Origin of the sequence: Ectopseudomonas chengduensis (assembly GCF_900102635.1) — a bacterium.
GTDB classification, from domain to species: domain Bacteria; phylum Pseudomonadota; class Gammaproteobacteria; order Pseudomonadales; family Pseudomonadaceae; genus Aquipseudomonas; species Aquipseudomonas chengduensis.
The window spans coordinates 156,616-177,854 of the sequence record NZ_FMZQ01000004.1; the positions used below are offsets into that span (position 1 = coordinate 156,616).

Below are 21,239 nucleotides of genomic sequence, written 5' to 3' on the forward strand. Positions count from 1 at the left end.
CGACCATGCTCGAATTACTGCAGCAAGGCTTCGGTGCCGTCTTTTCACTGAACATCATGATGCTGATGGCCGTCGGTGTGGCCATGGGCATCGTCTTCGGCGCGGTACCCGGCCTGTCCGCGACCATGGCTGTAGCACTATGCCTGCCGCTGACCTTCACCATGGGCCCGCAGGCAGGGCTGTCGCTGTTGGTCGCACTGTTCATCGGTGCGACCTCGGGCGGGCTGATTTCAGCGATTCTGCTGAAGATTCCAGGAACGCCGTCATCAATCGCCACCGTGTTCGATGGTGGCCCGCTGATGGAACAGGGCCACGGCGTCAAGGCGCTGGGCGTCGGCATCGTGTTTTCCTTTCTGGGCACCATCTTCAGTATCGTCGCGTTGATGTTCATCGCCCCGCAGCTGGCCAAGGTGGCCCTGAGCTTCGGCCCGCATGAATACTTCGCCATCGCGGTGTTCTCCCTGACCCTGATCGCCACCCTGTCGGCCGGTTCCATGGTCAAGGGGCTGTTCGCCGGTGCGCTGGGTATCGCCGTGTCCACTGTCGGTATCGCCCCGGTCGAGGCAGTGCGCCGCTTTACCTTCGGCGTCAGTGAGCTCAACGGCGGCTTCTCGATGCTGGCAGTGATGATCGGCATGTTCGCCGTCGCCGAGATCATCAAACTCGCCGAAACCGGCCGCCATGCCGTGCAGGGCAAGGCCAAGTCGGTGAGCATGAAGAACATCAAGGGCTTCGGCTTCTCGCTCAAGGAATTCCGCGAGCAACTACCCAATGCCGGTCGCTCCGGCCTGATCGGCCTGGGCATCGGTATCCTGCCGGGCATCGGCGCCGGTACCTCGAACCTGGTGTCCTACATCATCGCCAAGAAGCGCGCGAAAGACGGGCACACTTACGGCAAGGGCAACATAGGCGGCGTGGTCGCCAGCGAGACGGCCAACAACGCCGGTATCGGCGGCGCCATGATGCCGCTGATGACCCTGGGCATTCCCGGCGACACCGTCACCGCGATCATGCTCGGCGGCTTCCTGATCCACGGCATCCAGCCCGGCCCGCTGCTGTTCATCAGCCAAGGTCCACTGGTGTACACCATCTTCGCCGCGCTGATCGTCGCCACGGTGATGATGCTGTTCATGGAGTTCTACGGCCTGCGCCTGTTCATCAAGCTGCTCGACGTGCCCAAGCACATCCTGCTGCCGATCATTCTGGTGCTGTGCGTGGTCGGTGCCTTCGGCCTGTCCAGCCGCCTGTTCGACGTCTGGTCGATCCTGCTGTTCGGTCTGCTCGGATACGCCTTCGTCAAGGCCGGCATGCCAGCGGCGCCGTTCATCATCGGCTTCATCCTCGGGCCGATGGCGGAAACCAACCTGCGCCGAGGCCTGATGCTGTCGGACGGCAGCTTCGCCGAGTTCTTCACCAATCCGATTGCCGGTACCTTCCTCGGCCTGGCCCTGGCGTTCGTGCTTTGGCAGGTGTTCAGCGCGCTACGTCCCAAACCCAGCGCGATCAACGAGATCCTGCGTACCTGATACCCCGCAACTTGCCGCCCCCTCTGCTCAGGGGGCGGTTCTTTCCTGACTCCCACCTCTGTGCCTCTAGCAGGCGGTTGAAAAACTACCTGCGTTGCCATTGCTGCGTTAAAAACAGGCTCGTGCGCGAGTCCGATCAAAATGCTCATTTACAGCTCGTAAAGTCGACCGCGACTCCGACCGTTTTTCGCCTGTTTTTGCGGGGCCGACATCGGTATTGCACTGGCTGCCTCGCCTACGTTTTTCAACGACCTGCTAGCCCTCTACAGCGCCAACTGCAGCGGCTTGAGCACGATAATGGACGCGCTCATTGATCCAGGTCTAATCTAATCAATCACTAGATTGATACCCGGAATGAATCAATGTTCGACCTGGCCCAACTGCGCTGCTTCACCACCTTGGCCGCCGAACTGAATTTCCGGCGCGCTGCCGAGCGCCTGAACATGACCCAGCCGCCGCTGAGCCGGCAGATACAGTTGCTCGAACATCAGTTGGGCGTGACGCTGTTCACCCGCAGCACTCGCTCGGTTGCCTTGACGGCGGCTGGCCGTGCCTTCTTCGTCGAAGCCCAGGCGCTGCTCGATCAGGCCCACCGCGCCGCGCAAAGCGCCCGACTGGCCGCCATTGGCGAAAGTGGCGCACTCACTATCAGCTTCGTCGCCAGCGCGGTGTATGACGTGCTGCCGCGTGCGATCACCACTGCCAAGCGCGAACGCCCTGGGGTGGATATCGCCTTGCTGGAGATGAGCACCTTCGAACAGGTGCAGGCACTGCGTGCCCGGCGTGTGGACCTGGCCATCGTGCGCGCGCCCTTGCAGCAACCCGGACTGGTCAGCGAATGCCTGCTACGCGAACCCTTCGTGCTGGCCGCGCCCGCCGCGCATCCGCTGGCGCAGCACGAAAGGCCGACCCTGGAAATGCTCCATGGTCAGCCTTTCATTCTTTACGCGCATACCGCCTGGCAGCCCTTCAACGAGCTGCACACCGGCCTGTTTCGCGTCAGCGGCATCCAGCCTGAATTCGTTCAGGCGCTGGGCTCGACCCTGACCATCCTGTCGCTGGTCAATGCCGGCATGGGGCTGGCACTGGTGCCGCGCAGCGCCAGTGCCATCCGCTTCGAGCAGGTACGTTTCCGCGAGCTGCCGCTACCGTCAGGCGTATGCGGGGAGTTGCATCTGGTCTGGCGCGACGACAACGACAACCCGGCCTTGCCGTCGATGATCGCAGCTGTGCGCCAGGCCGCTCGCGACATCTATCCGCAGAACTGACGCTCTAAGCGCGTTTGCCGACCTCTGCCTGCTGCACCGTCCAGCCGGCAACCTGCTCGCTCAGGCTCAGGCCCAGGCCCGGACGAGTCGGCACCAACATGCGCCCGTCGCGAATTTCCAGGCGCTCGTTGAACAGCGGCTCCAGCCATTCGAAATGCTCGACCCAGGGCTCGCGCGTGTGGCTGGCGGCCAGGTGCACGTGCAGCTCCATGGCGAAGTGCGGTGCCAGGGTCATGCCGGCCTGCTCGGCCAGCGTCTGCACGCGCAGGTAAGGTGTGATACCGCCAACGCGCGGCGCATCGGGCATAAGGAAGTCGGCGCCGCGCTGGCGAATGAACTCCCAGTGCTCGGCGGGGCTGGTGAGCATCTCACCGGTGGCAATCGGCGTATCGAACAGGCGCACCAGCTCGGCATGGCCTTCGGCGTCGTAGCAGTCCAGCGGCTCCTCGATCCAGATCAGGTCGAAGGGCTCCAGACGACGGCACATGCGCCGTGCGGTAGGGCGGTCCCATTGCTGGTTGGCGTCGACCATCAGCGGGAAGCTCTCGCCCAGGTGCTCACGCACCGTGCTGACGCGATGGATATCCAGCGCCCAGTCGGGCTGGCCGACCTTGAGTTTGATCCCGCCGATGCCCTTTTCGCGGGAAATGTCGGTGTTCTTCAGCAACTGATCGAGCGGCGTATGCAGAAAGCCGCCGGAGGTGTTGTAGCAACGTACCGAATCGCGATGGCTGCCGAGCAAGCGTGCCAGTGACAGGCCGCTGCGGCGCGCCTTGAGATCCCACAGGGCAACGTCGAAGGCGCCGATGGCCTGGCTCGCCAGGCCGCTGCGCCCCACCGAGGCGCCAGCCCAGCACAGTTTGTCCCAGAGTTTGGCGATATCGCTGGGGTTCTCGCCGATCAGATTAGGCGCCACTTCCAGGGCGTGGGCGAACTGACCGGGGCCACCGGCGCGCTTGGAGTAGCTGAAGCCCAGGCCACGATGACCGTCGCGGGTTTCGATCTCGGCGATCAGGATGGCGATCTCGGTCATCGGCTTCTGCCGACCTGTGAGCACCTTGGCATCGCTGATCGGGTTGGCCAGCGGCAGCGCTACCGAGCGCAGGCTGAGCCAGGTGATACGGTCATCGTCGGCGTGTGGGGTGGCGTTATCGGTCATGACATCTTCCTCGTGATGAAACTCGACGCCCCCGTTGGGCCGCCGAAAATGGACAACCCGAGTCAGATTAAGATGATTGCGCAATCATTCAAGTATCAGGATTACCCCCCGACGCCAGGCTTGCTCATGGCCATTTGCCGGACTCGTCTAGACATTTCACAAATCTGCAACATTCACCAACTACGCTGAATATGTCCCGCTCCGCCTGACCTCCGAGGCATCCCATCATGTTCCTGCAAAAATCCCTGCGCGCGCAGATTCTCGCCCTGCTCGGCGGCAGTCTGGCGCTGATCCTGATCACCGCCCTGGCCTGCTTCAGCTTCCTCTCCAGCGGCATTCAGTCCTACCGCGGCCTGCTCGATGGGCCGCTGGAATCTTCACGCCTGATCGACGCGGCCAACGTCGAATTCAAGATCCAGGTGCAGGAGTGGAAGAACGTCCTGCTGCGCGGCCAGGACAGCGCCAACCTGCAACGCTACTGGAGCCAGTTCGAAGCGCAGGAACGCAAAGTGCAGGACATTCTCGGCCAGTTGACCCAGGTCGCCACTGCCGACCCGGCCTTGAAGACGCAGGTCGAACGCCTGCGCAGCGAACATCAGGCGCTCGGCGGTAATTACCGCAAGGGCCGCGACGCCTTCGTGGCCGCCGGAGCCGATGCCAGGGCAGGCGATGAAGCCGTCAAAGGCATCGACCGCGCCGCCAGTGAGCAGATGACTGCACTGGTCGAGCAGTTGCGCCAGAACAGCCTGAGCCAGGCCGAGCAGATCAACGCCAGCGCCGCACGCACCATTCTCAGCGGCACCATCGTGATGCTGGCCGCCGCCCTGGTCATCGCCGTATTCAGCCTGTGGCTGGTCAATCGCAATCTGATCATTCCCATCCGCCACTTGATCGGCCATGTCGACCAGCTCAGCCAAGGTCGCTTCGGTCAACGCGTGGAAAGCACTCGGCAGGATGAGCTGGGCCTGCTGGCGCGCGCCGCGAACACCCTGCGCGACTTTCTCGCCAGCACCAGCGAGCGTCTGCACCAGAGCACGCAGAACCTCGATAGCGCCAGCAGCGAGTTGAACGCCATCGCCTCACGCATGACCGAGGGCGTCAGCGAGCAGTTCGAGCGTACCGATCAGGTCGCCACCGCCATGCACGAGATGTCCGCCACCGCTCAGGAAGTCGCACGGCATGCCGCTGATGCCGCGCACGCGGCCAACGATGCCGACGACTCAGCCCGCCAGGGCAGCACGGTGATGCAGTCGACCATCGCCACCATCACCGACATTCGCGGCGAGATCGCCAACACCGCCGAGGTGATCCGTCGCCTGGAAAGCGACAGCGGGCGTATCGGCAAGGTGCTGGAAGTGATCCGCGGCATCGCCGAGCAGACCAACCTGCTGGCGCTCAACGCCGCCATTGAGGCCGCGCGCGCCGGCGAACAGGGCCGTGGTTTCGCCGTGGTCGCCGACGAGGTGCGCACCCTGGCCCAGCGCACAGCCGAATCCACCGCCGAGATCAACCAGATCATCGATACCGTGCAGAACGGCGCACTGAATGCCGTGCGCGCCATCGAGAGCGGCCAGCAGCGCAGCGAACAGGGCGTGACCCAGGTCACCGAGGCGGGCGCCATGCTGCAGCGCATCACCGAGGCGGTAGAGGCCATCCGCGACATGAACCAGCAGATCGCCACCGCCGCCGAAGAGCAGACCTCGGTGGCCGAGGACATCTCACGCAACCTCACCGAGCTGACCGCCATCGCCAGCGCCAACCAGGACAACGTCGAGCGCACGCAGAAGGCCAGCCGCAACCTGCATGACATGTCCGGCCAACTGGGCGAAGTGACTCGCCGCCTGGGCTCCTGAGCCAACCTGCGAACCGGCGTGGCACGCAGCACGCGGCTCGCCCCAGCATCTTCGGCCTGCGCGGCAGAATGGACGCCGTGACGCAGGCTGCGGCCCTCCAGCTCACAGGCGGGGAAGGTACGCAGGGCGGACAAGCATTCGACCTGTCCGCCCCCACTGAAAACAGGCAAACGACAAAAGGTCGCAATTAACCCTTGCTATTTATGTAATAGGAATTATTCTCAGTTACGTAATGACGGCCAAGGAGACCTGCCATGACCTACCTGATCGATGCCTGGCTGGACCGCCCGCATCCCTACCTGCGCATCCTCAACCGCGAAACCGGGGAAGTCTGCGCCATGCTGGAAGAAGAAGCGCTGGACGAGCTGCGCGACCAGGGCGACCTGGACCTGCACGAGCTCAGCTCCAGCGAACCCATCGTGCTCAAAGAGCTGGTGCGCAGCCTGTTTCTGTACTGCTACGCACGGGCCCTGCGCCCATCCTGAAAGACAAAACGGGGCACCCTGTCAGCAGGGTGCCCCGTTTCGTTGGATCAGGCTGCCATGTAGGGTGCGCTGTGCGCACCGAAGCGACAGCTTGCGTCCCAAGACTTACAGAATATCCAGCAGCTCTACATCGAATACCAGCACACTGTGCGGCGGGATGCTGCCGACACCCTGGGCGCCGTAGGCCAGCTCGCTCGGCACGTGCAGGCGCCATTTGCTACCGGTGCCCATCAGTTGCAGCGCCTCGACCCAACCCGGAATCACACCACCAACCGGGAATTCAGCCGGCTGGCCACGCTCGTAGGAGCTGTCGAACACGGTGCCGTCGATCAACGTGCCGTGGTAGTGGGTACGCACCTGATCCTCGGCGGACGGCTTGGCGCCCTCGCCAGCGACCAGCACTTCGTACTGCAGGCCGGAGGCCAATACGGTCACCCCTTCGCGCTTGGCGTTTTCGGCCAGGTAGGCACGACCTTGGCCAGCAGCGGCTTCGGCCTTGGCGGCCGCTTCAGCCTGCATGACTTCGCGGATGACCTTGAAGCTGGCGCCCAGCTCGGCTTCGGAAACACGACTGGCCTGGCCGCTGAACGCGTCGGTCAGACCGGCGAGGATGGCAGTCAGGTCCACGCCGGGCGGCGGGTTGTCGCGCAACTGACCACCGAGTTGACGACCGATGCCATAGCTGACGCGACCTTCATCGGAGGACAGATCGGGGCTGAAGTTGAATTCGGACATGAAAGGCTCCGCTTGGGGCTGTGAAAAAGGCCGGCCAGACTAGCACAGAACCCAAAGTTACCCGACACCTGCCATACCTTTCATCCACTGAATTCAGCGCCTGCACAAGAGCATTGATCTGGCGCAATAGCTACTACCTTTAGCTAAGCCTTACTTAAGAAAAGCCCAGATATCATATCGACATCATTCGTTCGCCCCGCAGGAGCGTGCGTCATGCAAAACGGCTCTCGAGTCAGTCTTCGGACATGGATATGGCGTGCATTCGTGCAAACGGCTCTGATTCCACTGATCCTGGTGGAGACAGTACTGATCAGCGTCTATCTGCTCACCAACGTCTCCATCCGTGACGCACAGATATCCCACTTGCGCTCGACCGCGTTGAGCGACCTGCAGGCTGCAGCGGGTCAGGAAGCTCACCTGGTCGAGAGCGAGCTGGGCCATATTGCTCGTCTGACCAGCACCTACGCCTCCCTGACCCAGAGCACGCTAAACGACAACCAACCGGTCGCGCCGGCAGAGTTGGCAGTGACGCCCAGCGGGGTGCGCTACAGCCCCAGCGATGAAGGTGGCGCGGCATCTTTCTACTCCAACGCCACACCGCTGGAGCAGCAGGACCTGCAAAAAGTCGCGCGCCTGGCCAATCTTGATCCGCTGATGCGCGAAATCGTGCAGCAGAACCCGCTGGTGGCCAGCATCTATTTCAACAGCTGGGACAGCTACAACCGCATCTATCCCTGGTTCGACACACCCGCGCAGTATCCCCACGACATGGTGATACCCGATTACAACTTCTATTACCTCGCTGACGCCAAGCACAACCCCGAACGCAAGGTCGCCTGGACCGATGTCTACCTCGACCCAGCAGGCCAGGGCTGGATGCTCTCGGCCGTTGCCCCCGTGCTACGCGGGGACTTTCTCGAAGGCGTAGTCGGCCTGGACATCACAGTCGGCAAGTTGCTCGAACATATCCAGAGCCTCGAGGTGCCATGGAACGGATATGGAGTGATCGTCAGCAACGAAATGAACATCATGGCCTTGCCTCCAGCCGGAGAGGACGACTTCGGCCTGGATGAACTGACCACCCACTCCTACGACGAAGCCATCAGTTCGGAACTGTTCAAACCCGAGGACTTCAATCTGCTCAAACGTGCCGATACCGAAGGCCTCGCCAACGCCATTGCGCAGCGGGACAAAGGCGTGCTTTCCGTGAATCTCAACGACCGTCCACACCTGGTTGCCTGGGCAACGATCCCATCCACCGACTGGCATCTGCTGGCGGTGGTCGATGAGATGGAGGTATTCAGCCAGACCAATGAACTCGCCAGCCATTACCGAAACATCGGCTACCTGCTGATCGGCGGTCTGGTGCTGTTCTATCTGGTGTTCTTTGCCTTCATGTGGGGGCGCGCCCGCGAGCTGACCGAGCGTCTGCGCAAACCCATCGGTGGCATAGTCACCATGCTCCGTGAGATTGGCCAGGGCAACTGGAAGCCGAAACGCCCGGCGACCACCATCGACGAACTAGAAGCCATCATCGATGACGTCGAATCCATGGGCCAGCGCCTTGAGCGCAGTGCCACGCAGCTGCAACGTGCCAGCCACGAAGCCCAGGAAGCTAGCCGCGCCAAGAGCCAGTTCATCTCCAGCATGAGTCATGAGTTGCGTACACCGCTGAACGCGATACAGGGTTTCGCCCAGCTGATGCGCATGCAGCAAGGGCAACAGGGGCAGCAGGACACCGACTACCTCGAAGAAATTCTGCTCGCCAGCCGCCACCTCAACCAGTTGGTGGGCGACATTCTCGACTGGTCGAGCCTGCAGAGTGACCTGCCGCGCCTGGAAATGGCCAAAGTAGACGCAGTGGCCCTGATGAACGAGTGTGCCGACCTGGTAGCACCCGAGGTCGAAGCCCGCGGTTTGAGGCTAAAGCTGTCCTTGCCGCCTAGTCAGGTGCCGGTACTGGCAGACGCACGTCGCCTGCGCCAGGTGCTGCTCAACCTGCTATCGAACGCCATCAAGTACACACCAGCAGGCAGCGTCAGCCTCAGCTGCATGGAACACGACGGTCGAGTGCGCTTGATGGTCAGCGATACCGGCATGGGCATCACCAGCGAGCTGCAGCCTCTCCTGTTCGAACCCTTCCAGCGTCTCGGCCAGGAAAACAGCGCCATCCAGGGCACCGGAATTGGCCTATCGTTGTGCAAGGAATATGCAGCGCTGATGAATGGAGAGATGGGCCTGCACAGCGAGCCGAACAAGGGCAGCAGTTTCTGGATCGACCTGCCCCGCTACGTCGAACTCAGCCGACCTGTAACCACCTCACAGGCGCAACACCCGGCCTGCGTGTATCACGGCGACCTCGATACTGCGAATCGAGAGGTCGTCAGCACGGCCCTGGCGAACATCGACCTGCTGCAGTTCGACGATGGCAACCAGCTGCTGGCTGCTCTGCTGGCCAGACGCCCTGATCTGTTGCTACTCAGCGTAGAGCTCAATGGCATGGACGGACGCGACCTGCTACGCACCTTGCACCAGAATGCTGAACTGGCCGACCTGCCAATAGTACTGTTGAGCCGTGAAGATCAACTGCAGGAACTGGTCGGCCTGGGCGCCAGTGCCCTGCTGGGTGTGCCCATCGACGCCAATGAGCTGCGCCAATTGGTCAGCGACCTTACCAGCAAGGAGGCGACTTATGCTGTCTAAGGACTTCACTCAATCGCGGGTAGTCATCGTCGACGACGTCATCGCCAACAGTCGCTTGCTGGAATCCAGTCTCAAGGCTTTCGGCATGCGCAACACCATCAGTTTTTCCGACTCTGCCGCAGCGCTGGAGTGGTTGCAGCACAACCCCTGGAACCTGCTGCTGCTGGATCTGGACATGCCGGCACCGAATGGCTTCGACATCCTCCGCGCCCTGGCCGACCGTGATCGCAGCAGCAATCCGATCATCATCATCACCGCGCTGAACGACAGCGTCAGCCGCCGCACGGGCCTGGAACTGGGCGCCAACGACTATCTGAGCAAACCGGTCGACCTGCCCGAGGTTATCCTGCGCGTACGCAGCAATCTGCAACTGAGCCAGGCCAGCCTGGCACTGCTTGAAGCCAACCGCACCCTCGAACAACGCGTACGCGAACGCACGACGCAGCTGACTCAAAGCTATGGCGCCGTGGTGCGCACCCTGGCGCGTGCGGCTGCCTACCGTGACAGCGAGACCGGCAACCATATCGTACGTATCGGTGAGTCCGCCGCGTTGATTGCCGAAGCTCACGGCATGAGCGCCGAGTGGATCGAGCTGATTCGTCAGGCCGCCCCGATGCACGATGTCGGCAAGATCGGTATCGCCGACCACATCCTGCTCAAGGCTGGCCCACTGAGCGATGATGAGCGCCGGCAGATGCAGGAGCACCCCGCCATCGGCCACTCCATTCTCACCGACCAGCACGCCTCTGAGCTCACCGCTCTGGCCGCAGAAATTTCCCTGACCCATCACGAGAAATGGGATGGCAGTGGCTATCCCAATGGACTGAGCGGCAAACAGATTCCCTTGTCTGGACGCATCGTCGCCATCTGCGATGTCTACGACGCACTGCGCATGCCACGCCCCTACAAGGAGCCGTGGCCCCTCGAAAAGGCACAGGCCTACATACGCGAACAAGCCGGCAAGCATTTTGACCCGGACCTGGTCGCGCTGGTCGAAGGCCTCTACGAGAAGATCGAAACACTTCAGCACGACCTCAGCGACTGTGCGCAAGGAGACTGATCGATCTTGAAAACGATAAGAAAAACCTCAGCCCGTTAATCGCCTTCTCAATTTCCGAGTACTGCCACCATGAACTTCAGATCCATCTCCATAGCCCCACGCGCTGCAATAGGATTTGGCTTGATCGCCCTACTGGTCTTCGCTCTCGGCGGTTTTGCCCTGCTGCAGATGAACAGCATGCATGACCGCTCCAGCGAGGTCGAAAACAACTGGATCCCCAGCCTCAATACCCTAGGCGACGTCACGCAAGACATCCTGCGTCTGCGCGCCGTGACCCTGCGCATGCTGCTCAGCGAGACCCCACAGCAGTTGCAGGAAAACATGGCTCTGGCGCAGAAGCTGCTGGATGACCTGAAGGATGTGCAGTCACGCTACGAGACCTTGATCAGCTCACCCGAGGAACGTAGCACCTACGAAGAGTTCAAGAGTGCCGAGGCAGCCTATCTGAGACTGCGTGGCCAACTCGCTCAGCATCTGCAAAACGGTGACCGTCAGGCCGCGCAGGAATTGCTTACAGGGGCCATGAACCAGCAGGCAGACACCATGGTCAAGGCGCTCAATACACTGATAGCCCTCAATCGCCAGGGCGCCTCAGGCGCAGCAAAAGCCGCCGACTCCGTTTATACCCAAGCGAGCCGCGGCACCTTGCTGGTCATGGTCCTATCTGCCATTGCCACGGTCATGCTGGCCGCGCTTCTTACTCGCAGCATCGTCAAGCCGCTGGCGGAAGCGGTGCAGGTCGCGGACTCGGTGGCCAGAGGCAATCTGACCATGAGCATCGACACCCAGGGCAACGACGAACCCGCGAAGCTGTTGCAGGCATTGAAGAGCATGCAAGGCAATCTACGTGGCACCATCGAGCAGATTGCCGATGCATCCAACCAGCTGGCGTCGGCCGCTGAACAACTGAGTGCAGTGACCGATGGCACCGCGCGCAACCTGCACCAGCAAAGCCTGGAGATCGACCAGGCGGCCACGGCAGTCACCGAAATGAGCAGCGCCGTGGACGAAGTGGCGCGCAACGCTGCCAGTGCCTCGGAAAGCTCCAGCGAATCCGGGCGCATCGCCCGCCAGGGCAGCGAGCGCATCACCCAGACGCTGTCGTCGATCAACCAGTTGGCGGCCGACGTCGATTCGACCTCGAGCAACTTTGGCCAACTGGCCGGCAAGATCCGAGGCATCAGCCAGGTACTCGACGTGATTCGCAGCATCGCCGAACAGACCAACCTGCTCGCCCTCAACGCCGCCATCGAGGCGGCGCGAGCTGGTGAGGCGGGTCGCGGCTTCGCCGTGGTCGCCGATGAGGTGCGCGCCCTGGCGCACAAGACCGGGCAATCAACCCGTGAGATCGAGACCATGATCAGCACCGTACAGAACGATACTGAACAGGCGGTGCGCGCCATGGAGTCGAGCAATGGTCTGGCCAAGCAGACACTGGATATCGCCGAAGGCGCGGGGGTCGCACTGGATCAGATCATCCAGTCGATTGCCGAGATCGGCGACCGCAACCTGGTGATCGCCAGCGCCACCGAACAGCAGGCCCATGTGGCCCGCGAAGTGGACCGCAACCTAATCAACATTCGCGACCTGTCGTTGCAGAACTCGGCCGGTTCGGAGCAGACCAGCACCGCCAGCCGCGCGCTATCGAGCCTGGCCGCCAACATGCAAGGCATGGTTGCGCGCTTTCAGGTCTGAACCTTTATGGTGGATGACTGGCGCAAATGCCAGTCATCCGCTCAGCGCCCACGTCGGCAGCGCTCGGAGCAGTAGCGCACCTCGTCCCAGCAGCGCGCCCACTTCTTGCGCCAGGTGAAAGGCAGGCCGCAGACCGCACAGGTCTTCACCGGCAGCTCGCTCTTCTTCACAACATTTCTCCAGCGTCGAGTTTCGCCAACAGGCGCTCACCCCAGTCCCACAACGCCTGCTGCTTTGCCTCGGTCATGCGCACCAGGTTGCGGTAGACCATGCCGATACGCGGGTTACGCTCCAGCGGCTCACGGTGGCGCATGAGGAAATGCCAGTACAGCGCGTTGAACGGACAAGCCGACTCGCCAGTGCTCTCGCTCACCTTGTAGCTGCAGCCTTGGCAATGGTTGGACATGCGCTTGATGTACTGGCCGCTGGCGCAATACGGCTTGGAACCTAAGTAGCCACCGTCGGCATGCATCACCATGCCCAGGGTGTTGGGTAGCTCGACCCAATCAAAGGCATCCATGTACACGGCCAGGTACCAGTCGCAGATATCCTTGGGTGCGATGCCCGCGAGCAAGGCGAAATTACCGGTCACCATCAGTCGCTGGATATGGTGCGCATAGGCATGTTCCAGGGTCTGGCCGATGGCCTGACGCATGCAGTTCATCCGCGTCTTGCCGGTCCAGTAGAACTCTGGAAGTGCGCGTGAATTGCCGAAGCGGTTGCCTTCGGCGTACTCCGGCATGCGCAGCCAGTAGATGCCGCGCACGTACTCGCGCCAGCCGATCAGTTGACGGATGAAGCCTTCGGCGGCGTTCAGCGGCACGTCGCCGGCGCGATAGGCTGCTTCGACCTCGGCGCAGATCCGCCGTAGGTCGAGCAGGCCGATATTCAGCGCAGCACTGATGCGCGAGTGAAAGAGAAAGGGTTCGCCATCGGCCATGGCGTCCTGATAGTCACCAAAGTCGGCCAGGCCGTTGTCGAGAAAATGCTGCCAGAGGCGCTCGGCCTGCTCAGCCGTTACCGGGTAATCGAAACCCTCCAGGCTGCCGTAATGGCTGGCGAAACGCTGCCCGACCAAGATCAGCACGTCACGCGTGATGGCGTCAGGCTCGACGCGCAGTGGCGCGGGTGGGCACACGCCTTTGGGCAAAGGTTTGCGGTTGTCGGCGTCGAAGTTCCAGGCACCACCTTCAGGTGTGCCGTCAGGGTTGAGCAGCAGCCCGCTGTCACGACGCATCTCGCGATAGAAGAACTCCATGCGCAGCTGCTTGCGCCCCTTGGCCCAAGCGGCGAACGCATCGCGGCTGCAGAGAAAGCGGCTGTCCTGATGCCAGTGAAGCGGCACGCCACAGTGACGCAGCGCCTGCTCTAGGCGCCAGTCGCCGCACTCGGTCAGATGCACCTCGGCCGGATCGAGCCGTTGCGTCCAGCGCAGCAGCTCGCCCGGCAACGAACCACTGTTATCAGGATCATCCAGAGCCACGTAGTGCACCTGCAGGCCCTGCTCACGCAAGGCTTCGGCGAAATGACGCATGGCGCTGAAGATCAGCGCGATCTTCTTCGGGTGGTGCGGCACATGGCTAGCCTCTTCCATCACCTCGGCCAGCAGCACGTGATCACGGGCTGGGTCTATGTCCTCCAACGCACCAAGGCCGTGGGTGAGCTGGTCGCCCAGAATGAGAATCAGACGACGAACAGTCACAGCAGCACGATCTCCATGTTCGGGTGGCGGCGCAGGTGGCCGAGCAGGATGTGATAGGTGTCGAGGTTGAAGCCGCCACGGCGCTTGGTCAGTAATGGCTCGACCCGCTCGAAACGATCTACCGTGCCAAGGTGGCGCCATTGATCGAGCACGTGCCACTGGGTCAGGCCGTGCCGGTCATCGCGCTCGACCAGCGCGACCGGCCCGCCCCATGGCCAAGCCTGGGTTTGCAGGCGCTCGGCGCTGGCGAGCAACCGCGTATCGTGCACCTGGCGCGGCTCCTCGCCACAGCAGGCACCCGCACAGCGCCCAAGCTGATAGGCGAAGCAGGCACCCTCGCCCTCCTCCAGACCGAGTACACGCAGGCACAAGCGTCGTTGCCGCGCCTGCTCCAGCAGCCACTGACGCGCGTGATGGCGCGAGCGGAACAAACCGGCATGCCGGAGCCCTGGCGCCAACGCCTGGTGCTGGAGCAGTTCGATGTGCAGATCGCCAGGCTCGCCCGCCAGCGCCCAGGTCAACAGCTCGCGCTGCTTGCGCAGACGACGGTTGTACAAGGGTTGCAGACGCTTGATCTCGGCGGACTCGAACAGCAGAGCGCCCAGCTCACCGGCCGTGATAGCCACCTGCACATCGCGGATCTGCTGAACCATCTGCAGGCTGCGGCGGTCGCGATGATCGTTCTGAAAGTGCGACATCACCCGGCGGCGCAGATTGCGGCTCTTGCCCACATACAGTTGCGCACCACCGTCGCCCAGGAAGTAATAAACACCCGGACGTTCCGGCAACTGGGCGAAACGCTCCGCGGCCAGCAACGGGGGCCGCGCCGCGCTGCGCAGCTGATGCCCCAGAGCCGTCGGCGCGACCTGCTGCAGCAAGTGCCGAGCCAGCGTCAACACGGCCTCGGCATCCGGCACGGCGCGATCGCGGAAGAAACGCATGATGCCAAAATGTGCGCAAAGCGCATCGAAGCCGGCGCTCGCCAACTCCGGCAGCGCCGCTCTGGCCAGGCGCAGGGTGCACAGCTGCGCAGAGCGCAGCGTCTTCCAGTCAGGCAGCACTCGGCGCAAGAACGCCAGGCTGAAGCGCAGGTTATGGCCCACTAGCACGCGGCCGCAAATAGCGTCAGCTATCGCCTGTGCTTCGCTATCGATGCGTGGCTGGCCGCGTAATTCCAGGGGGTGTAATCCACTCAGGCTGAGCAACTGCGAGGGCAGCGCGACATCAGGCTCGAACAGCCAGTGCAAGCGCTCTGCGACACAACCCTCAGCATCGACCTGAATGATCGCCAGCTCCCAGATGGCATCACGTGCCGGGTGGGCTCCAGTGGTCTTCACCTCCACGACTGCCAGGGCCCTGCCCTGCAACGTGGCGGCCGGTGCGAAGGCAGCCGTCACCAGCCAGAACGGAAGGCGATGGGCACGCGCAGGCTGTTGTCAGCCGATGGCATGCCGCACATCTCGTCATGTACCGAGCTGTGCACCAGGAAGAATGGCAGCGCCGGCATTTCCTGCAGCACGTCACGCGCATGCTCTATCGAACGCAGGTTAAGCGTACTGCCCTGGTCGGTAAGAATTGGGTGGGCACGCCCTTCCATCCGCGCCTCGAGCAGATAAATGCCACCCTCCAGGGAGATCAGATTGAGTTCGTCGACGCGTCCGGCTTGAGCGTGAGCGGACAGATCATGCAGATTCATCGGGCTTGCCTCCTGCCTTTAACTATACAAGAACTTATACAAAATTAATTCTTGTACAACAAAGAAAAAGCTCAAGCCCAAAAAGCAAAACGCCCGTCACGTTCGGACGGGCGGTTGTGAAGCGGTCTCGGGTCAGTCGTGCTTGGTGACCTTGTCCAGATAGCCCATGGCGAAGGCCGAGCCAACGAACGTCAGGTGAATGATCACGTACCATTTCAGGTACTCCAGATCGTAGTTCTTCGCATCCATGAACACCTTGAGCAGGTGGATGGACGAAATCGCCACGATGGACGCCGCCACTTTCATCTTCAGCGAACTGGAGTCCATCTTGCCAAGCCAGCTGAGCTTCTCGGTGCCCTCGTGAATATCCAGACGCGAAACGAAGTTCTCGTAGCCGGACAGCATCACCATCACCAGCAGCCCGCCGACCAGCGCCATGTCGATCAGCGACAGGAGCTTCAGGATCACATCGGCTTCGGCCAGGGAAAAGATCTGCGGCAGGATGTGATAAAGCTCCTGGAAGAACTTGACCGACAATGCCAGCACGGCGAGAGAAAGACCGAAGTAGATCGGCGCCAGCAACCAGCGCGATGCGTACATGGTGTTTTCGATGAAGCGTTCCATGGAGAACTCACTGAGGGAGGGAAAATCGCGGCGAGTATACCCATCGCCCAGCATCAGCAGAAGATGCCCAACGCACTGTGGATAACCACAGCCCTGCTGTCTCGCCCAACTGGCCCTGGCGCGCCTTGTTTCAGGCGTTTCAGCTCTGCCCGTCAGTCTCGGGCTGCGGCTGAAATACACCGCCATGGCTGTGGCGTTCGCCGTTGACACGACGCAACTCGGCCTGCAGGTGCAGACACCAGATCGGCGGTTCGCAGCATTCTACGTAGCCTTGCAGGACCAGGCTCTCGGCAATCGCCGTAAGCGCCCCTTCAGCGACAGAGGGCCCATAGAACGGGCCCTGCGCCTTGATAGCCGAAGGCTGTGCTCCCGACATACCGGCAGCGCAAAGCAGTGTCCAACGTCCGTTGTCTCCTGCCAGTGGCTTAATCACGCACTCGATTCGGGTGACCAGGCCCAGGCATTGGCGGGTGAGACAGAGGCTGCGCGGCATGGCGGCGACCCTCGCGGAATCCAGGCTCCAGCCTACACCCCGAGCGGTCGCACTGTGAAGGCCAAAGTTATCCACGCAATCTGTGGATAACTCTGTGCATGAGGCGTGAGCAAGAACGCCTGCGCGCCTGTCCCGGGCAATCCGGGACAATCGTGCAAGATATGATCAGCTCGCTGCGCCTTCGCCCTCACCTTTCTTGCGCCGTGGCGCCTTGGCCGGTTTCGCCGCTGCCGCCTCGGCTTCGGCTTTCGCCTTGTCCGCGTCGGCCGGTTTGAGCTCTTCTTCCAGCCCGATCTCGGCGATATCGCGCAAACGCTCGACCACACGAGCGTTGACGCTGCCTTTGGGGAAGCGACCCTTTTCGTCCGGGTGCCCGGCCGCCTCGCCGACCAGCAAGCTCAATGCCTCGTCGACATGGCGCACAGCATAGACGTTGAACTGGCCGGCACGCACCGCCTGCAGCACACGGTCATCGAGCATCAGGTTGGCGACGTTGGAGTGCGGGATGATCACCCCCTGCTCGCCAGTCAGGCCGCGCGCCTCGCACAGGCGGAAGAAGCCCTCGATCTTCTCGTTGACGCCGCCGACCGCCTGCACCTCGCCGAACTGGTTGATCGACCCGGTGATGGCGAAGCACTGCTTGAGCGGCGTGCGCGACAACGCCGAGATCAGCGTGCACACCTCGCCGAGCGAGGCGCTATCGCCGTCGACGTAACCGTAGGACTGTTCCAGAGCGATACTGGCGGAAATCTCCAGCGGGAATTCCTGTGCATAGCGGCTGCCGAGGAAGCCGGTGAGGATCATCACGCCCTTGGAGTGAATTGGCTGACCAAGGCTGACTTCACGCTCGATGTCGACGATGCCGCTGCCGCCCGGATAGACGGTGGCGGAAATCCGCGCCGGCACACCGAAGGCCGAGTCACCCACCTCCAGCACGGTCAGGCCGTTGCACTTGCCGACGGCGGCGCCGCAGGTGTCGATGAGAATGATGCCGGCCAGCATGTCGTCGATGATCCGCGCCGATACGCGCCCGGTACGCGTGGCCTTGGCCTTGAGCGCGCGCTCGATATGGCCGACGTCGGTGATGCTTTCCCCGGCAAGCTGGCGAATGAAGTCGGCCTCGCTGACCAGCTGGAACAGGTCACCGATACGCGCTGACAGGCGACCCTGGTGCTCGGCCAGACGCGCGCTGTGAGTAGCCAGGCGCGCCACCGCGGCACCGGTCAACGGCGCCATGCCCTCTTCCGAGGTACGCGTTTTCATCAGTTGCGCGAATTGCTCAAGACTTTCTTCGGCGAGCGGGATGTCCTCGTCGAAATCGACCAGTACGCGGAACATCTCCTGGAAGTCCGGATCGGCGTCCTGCAGCGCGTAGTACAGCTGACGTGAGCCGATGATGATGACTTTCAGCTGCAGCGGAATGACCTGCGGGTTGAGGGTGACGGTCGCGATGCGGCCAAGGTCGCCCAGCGGCGACTCCATCTTCAACTGGCGCGAATGCAGGGCGCGCTTGAGCGCTTCCCAGACGAAGGGCTCACTGAGCAGTTTTTCCGCCTCGACCACCAGGTAGCCACCGTTGGCGCGGTGCAACGCCCCGGGGCGCAGCTGACGGTAGCTGGTGTACAGCGCGCCCTGATCGGAGCTGTACTCGATGCGGCCGAACAGATTGTCGTAAGTCGGGTGCGACTCGAACACCACCGGTGCGCCGCCGTTGGCGTGGTGACCAACCACCAGGCTCGGGCAGTACATTTCCTCCAGCAGCTTGCGCAGTTGCGGGTCGGCCTTGTCGACATCCACCAGTTGCTCGACGGCGGTTTTCAGCAGGTTGATCTGCATGGCCTGCAGATAGGCACAGACGCCGGCGTTTTCCGCGTACTTCTCCGACAATGGCGCCAGCAACGGCTGCAACGCGACGGTGATGGTCTCTTCATTGAGTTGACGCAGCAGGTTGCTCGACTCGCGCTTCCACTGCGGCAGGCTGGCCAACTCCTCATTCAGGCGCTCTTCCAGCGCAGCGATATCCGCATGGAAACGCTCGCGCTCGGCTTCCGGCAACTGAGCGAACTCGGCTTCATCCAGCGCCTTGCCGTCGGCCATCGGGGTAAAGGCGATATTGGTGCTGTCGCGGTACAGGGCCACGCCCTTCTCCAGCGACAGCTTCTCGATCACGTCCAGCGCCTGGTCGTAGCGCTTGTTGAAGCTGCGATCGATGGCGCTCTTCTTCTGCTGATAGGTCGGCGTTTCGAACACCGCCGGGAAGGTGGCCAGCAGATTGTCGATCAACTGGTTGATATCGGCGATGAAAGCACTCGCGGTGCCGGCTGGCAGCTCCAGCGCGCGCGGCTCGCGCGGCTCGTCGAAATGATTGACGTAAACCCGGTCAGCCGGAGTCTCCATGCGCTTGGCTTCGGCCTTGAGGTAGCGCTGCACGAAGGAAAAACGTCCGGTACCGGGCTCGCCCATGACGAACACGTTGTAGCCAGGGCGCGGCATGGCCACGCCGAACTGCAGGGCCTCGACCGCGCGGGCCTGACCCAGTACGCCGCGGAAGGGTTCGAGATCATCGGTACTGCTGAAGTTGAACTGCTCGGGGGCGAAGGGGCGGGTCAGTGAGTCGGGGGCAAGGCGCAAAGCATCGAGGCTACGCTTGGACATTGGCGATCCTTATAGCGGGCGGAAGTTTCCGCAAAACATGGGGTGATTCTGGGCCTGTGGCGCGAAAGGGATCAAGGCTTGATTCAGCTCAGGATGAAAAATCCGAGCGAGTAATAAGCTGCCCACCACCGTCCTTCACGCGAAAGCCGCCATGCCCAGAGCCGATCACCTGCATCTACCCGTCCTGCATGTCGCTCGCCATGACTATGCCGCACTCAATCATCAGCTCAGCGTGCGCGAGGCGCTGGAGGACATACGGGTCCAAGGCCTGGGCGAGCGCATCATCTATTTCTATGTGGTTGACGATGAGCAGCGTCTGATCGGAGTGCTACCCAGCCGTCGTCTGCTCACCGCTGCGCTGGACACCAAGCTGGTCGAACTGATGGATACGGCCATCATCGCGCTGCCCAATCGCGCAACCATCCTCGATGCCTGCCAGATGCTGATCCGTCACCGTTTCCTGGCGCTGCCAGTGGTGGACGAGCAGCAGCGCCTGTGCGGCCTGGTGGATATCGCCCTGCTCAATGAGGAAAGCCACGACCTGCGTCAGCGCAACCAAGCCGATGCGCTGTTCGAAACCCTGGGTTTTCACGTCGCCCAGGTTGGCAACGCCTCGCCATTCTGGGCCTTTCGCCTGCGCGTACCTTGGCTGCTGGCGACCATAGCCAGCGGCACCCTCTGCGCCCTGCTGGCCAGCCTGTACGAGCTCACACTGGCCAAGAGCATCGTCCTGGCGTTCTTTCTCACCCTGGTGCTGGGCCTGGGCGAAAGCGTGAGCATGCAATCGATGTCGGTGACCATCCAGGCCCTGCGCAGCGTGCGGCCCGATCTCGCCTGGTACCTGCGCAGCCTGCGCCATGAACTGCCGACCGCGCTGATGCTCGGCGCCACCTGCGGCAGCCTGGTGGCATTGATCGTCTGGCTCTGGCGCGGCGAAGCCTGGACCGGCCTGATCATCGGCGCCAGCATTCTGCTGTCGCTCGGCGCTGCCTGCCTGCTCGGCCTCAGCGTACCGACGCTGCTGCACGCACTGAGACTTGACCCCAAAATCGCCGCAGGGCCGGTGACCCTGGCAGTCACCGACCTGTGCACACTTTTGTTCTACTTCAGCCTGGCCGCCTGGCTGCTGTAATCGCCAAGATCCTCGGCGCAGCGCAAGCAGTATTCGGCAACCGGCAGGGCGGCCAGGCGCGCCGCTTCGATCGGCTCGCCACAACACAGGCACTCGCCATAACGCCCTTCGGCCAGGCGCCGCTGCGCCTGGCGCACCAGCAATACACCATGTTCGGCCTCGGCCAGCAGGGCTTCGAGCACTTCGTCGTTCTGCCGCTGCTGCGCCTGTTCGGCGAAATCCGCCGAGTGGCTGCGCCCCAGATCGCGGCGAATCGCCTCGGCGCGGGTGGTGTAGTCATGCAGCAGAGCGTCCAGCACATCACGGTGAGCCATGAGCAGTCTCCTTGCGTTGAAGAGCGCTCAGTGTGATGCGCAGCACGAAGCTCGTGACTGACGCCGGTCAGCACTTGCGCAAAATGTCTTGTTCGACTGCCTTGACACCAATCGACAGCCTGGCCAAAGCTCGGCCATC

18 protein-coding genes are annotated in these 21,239 nt (G+C 62.4%); 8 read left to right on the forward strand and 10 right to left on the reverse strand.

Annotated elements, in window-relative coordinates; all coding sequences use genetic code 11:
• Positions 1 to 5 precede the first annotated feature (5 nt).
• Positions 6 to 1,526 (forward strand): tripartite tricarboxylate transporter permease, encoded by a 1,521-nt coding sequence (locus BLS08_RS09035; protein WP_017678024.1) that lies wholly within the window; start codon positions 6 to 8, stop codon positions 1,524 to 1,526.
• Positions 1,527 to 1,888: 362 nt separating this feature from the next.
• Positions 1,889 to 2,794, forward strand: coding sequence for a LysR substrate-binding domain-containing protein (locus BLS08_RS09040; RefSeq protein ID WP_017678025.1), 906 nt, complete (start codon positions 1,889 to 1,891; stop codon positions 2,792 to 2,794).
• 4 nt (positions 2,795 to 2,798) lie between these two features.
• On the opposite strand, the gene BLS08_RS09045 is transcribed toward BLS08_RS09040, so the two are convergent.
• On the reverse strand, positions 2,799 to 3,953 hold the full coding sequence (locus BLS08_RS09045; RefSeq protein WP_017678026.1) for an L-talarate/galactarate dehydratase: 1,155 nt from the start codon (positions 3,951 to 3,953) through the stop codon (positions 2,799 to 2,801).
• Between the two features lie 227 nt (positions 3,954 to 4,180).
• Between BLS08_RS09045 and BLS08_RS09050 the strand changes: the two genes are divergently transcribed.
• Together BLS08_RS09050 and BLS08_RS09055 are read left to right on the forward strand one after the other, a co-directional pair.
• On the forward strand, positions 4,181 to 5,806 hold the full coding sequence (locus tag BLS08_RS09050; protein WP_017678027.1) for a methyl-accepting chemotaxis protein: 1,626 nt from the start codon (positions 4,181 to 4,183) through the stop codon (positions 5,804 to 5,806).
• Between the two features lie 254 nt (positions 5,807 to 6,060).
• Positions 6,061 to 6,291, forward strand: coding sequence for a PA4570 family protein (locus tag BLS08_RS09055; RefSeq protein ID WP_004423370.1), 231 nt, complete (start codon positions 6,061 to 6,063; stop codon positions 6,289 to 6,291).
• A gap of 105 nt (positions 6,292 to 6,396) precedes the next feature.
• Here the strand turns inward: BLS08_RS09055 and BLS08_RS09060 are convergent, their stop codons facing one another.
• Entirely contained in the window at positions 6,397 to 7,026 is a 630-nt protein-coding gene (locus tag BLS08_RS09060) for a BamJ family beta-barrel-assembly machinery protein (RefSeq protein ID WP_017678028.1), read from the reverse strand.
• A gap of 213 nt (positions 7,027 to 7,239) precedes the next feature.
• On the opposite strand from BLS08_RS09060, the gene BLS08_RS09065 reads away from it, so the two are divergent.
• The 3 genes from BLS08_RS09065 (at position 7,240) to BLS08_RS09075 (ending at position 12,484) form a co-directional block, all read left to right on the forward strand.
• The gene (locus BLS08_RS09065) at positions 7,240 to 9,729 is read left to right on the forward strand and encodes a hybrid sensor histidine kinase/response regulator (protein WP_026088677.1); all 2,490 of its coding nucleotides are present in this window, start codon (positions 7,240 to 7,242) and stop codon (positions 9,727 to 9,729) included.
• The gene (locus tag BLS08_RS09070; RefSeq protein WP_017678030.1) at positions 9,719 to 10,789 is read left to right on the forward strand and encodes an HD domain-containing phosphohydrolase; all 1,071 of its coding nucleotides are present in this window, start codon (positions 9,719 to 9,721) and stop codon (positions 10,787 to 10,789) included. The genes BLS08_RS09065 and BLS08_RS09070 overlap by 11 nt, the downstream gene beginning before the upstream one ends.
• A gap of 69 nt (positions 10,790 to 10,858) precedes the next feature.
• Positions 10,859 to 12,484 (forward strand): methyl-accepting chemotaxis protein, encoded by a 1,626-nt coding sequence (locus BLS08_RS09075; protein WP_055983711.1) that lies wholly within the window; start codon positions 10,859 to 10,861, stop codon positions 12,482 to 12,484.
• Between the two features lie 41 nt (positions 12,485 to 12,525).
• Here the strand turns inward: BLS08_RS09075 and BLS08_RS09080 are convergent, their stop codons facing one another.
• From BLS08_RS09080 to BLS08_RS09110, 7 genes are all read right to left on the reverse strand, one after another.
• Positions 12,526 to 12,654: a DUF2256 domain-containing protein gene (locus tag BLS08_RS09080; protein ID WP_017678032.1), complete on the reverse strand. Its 129-nt coding sequence runs from the start codon at positions 12,652 to 12,654 to the stop codon at positions 12,526 to 12,528.
• Entirely contained in the window at positions 12,651 to 14,186 is a 1,536-nt protein-coding gene (locus BLS08_RS09085; protein WP_017678033.1) for a cryptochrome/photolyase family protein, read from the reverse strand. The genes BLS08_RS09080 and BLS08_RS09085 overlap by 4 nt, the downstream gene beginning before the upstream one ends.
• The gene (locus BLS08_RS09090; protein WP_244155369.1) at positions 14,183 to 15,523 is read right to left on the reverse strand and encodes a 3'-5' exonuclease family protein; all 1,341 of its coding nucleotides are present in this window, start codon (positions 15,521 to 15,523) and stop codon (positions 14,183 to 14,185) included. The genes BLS08_RS09085 and BLS08_RS09090 overlap by 4 nt, the downstream gene beginning before the upstream one ends.
• 56 nt (positions 15,524 to 15,579) lie before the next feature.
• On the reverse strand, positions 15,580 to 15,882 hold the full coding sequence (locus BLS08_RS09095) for a DUF6482 family protein (RefSeq protein ID WP_004423363.1): 303 nt from the start codon (positions 15,880 to 15,882) through the stop codon (positions 15,580 to 15,582).
• 132 nt (positions 15,883 to 16,014) lie between these two features.
• Positions 16,015 to 16,506 (reverse strand): TIGR00645 family protein, encoded by a 492-nt coding sequence (locus tag BLS08_RS09100; RefSeq protein WP_004423362.1) that lies wholly within the window; start codon positions 16,504 to 16,506, stop codon positions 16,015 to 16,017.
• A 139-nt stretch (positions 16,507 to 16,645) separates the two neighbouring features.
• Positions 16,646 to 16,999 carry a PA4575 family protein gene (locus tag BLS08_RS09105; RefSeq protein ID WP_017678035.1) on the reverse strand — a complete coding sequence of 118 codons (354 nt, stop codon included), beginning with the start codon at positions 16,997 to 16,999 and terminating at the stop codon, positions 16,646 to 16,648.
• Positions 17,000 to 17,164: 165 nt separating this feature from the next.
• A complete protein-coding gene (locus tag BLS08_RS09110; protein ID WP_017678036.1) occupies positions 17,165 to 19,654 on the reverse strand; it encodes a Lon protease family protein in 2,490 nt (829 codons plus the stop codon).
• Positions 19,655 to 19,805: 151 nt separating this feature from the next.
• Here BLS08_RS09110 and BLS08_RS09115 point away from each other — a divergent pair, with 151 nt between their 5' ends.
• Complete coding sequence (locus BLS08_RS09115) at positions 19,806 to 20,786, forward strand: magnesium transporter (protein ID WP_017678037.1); 981 nt, start codon at positions 19,806 to 19,808, stop codon at positions 20,784 to 20,786.
• On the opposite strand, the gene BLS08_RS09120 is transcribed toward BLS08_RS09115, so the two are convergent.
• The gene (locus BLS08_RS09120; protein WP_017678038.1) at positions 20,756 to 21,100 is read right to left on the reverse strand and encodes a TraR/DksA family transcriptional regulator; all 345 of its coding nucleotides are present in this window, start codon (positions 21,098 to 21,100) and stop codon (positions 20,756 to 20,758) included. The two genes, BLS08_RS09115 and BLS08_RS09120, sit on opposite strands and share 31 nt — an antisense overlap.
• Positions 21,101 to 21,239 lie beyond the last annotated feature (139 nt).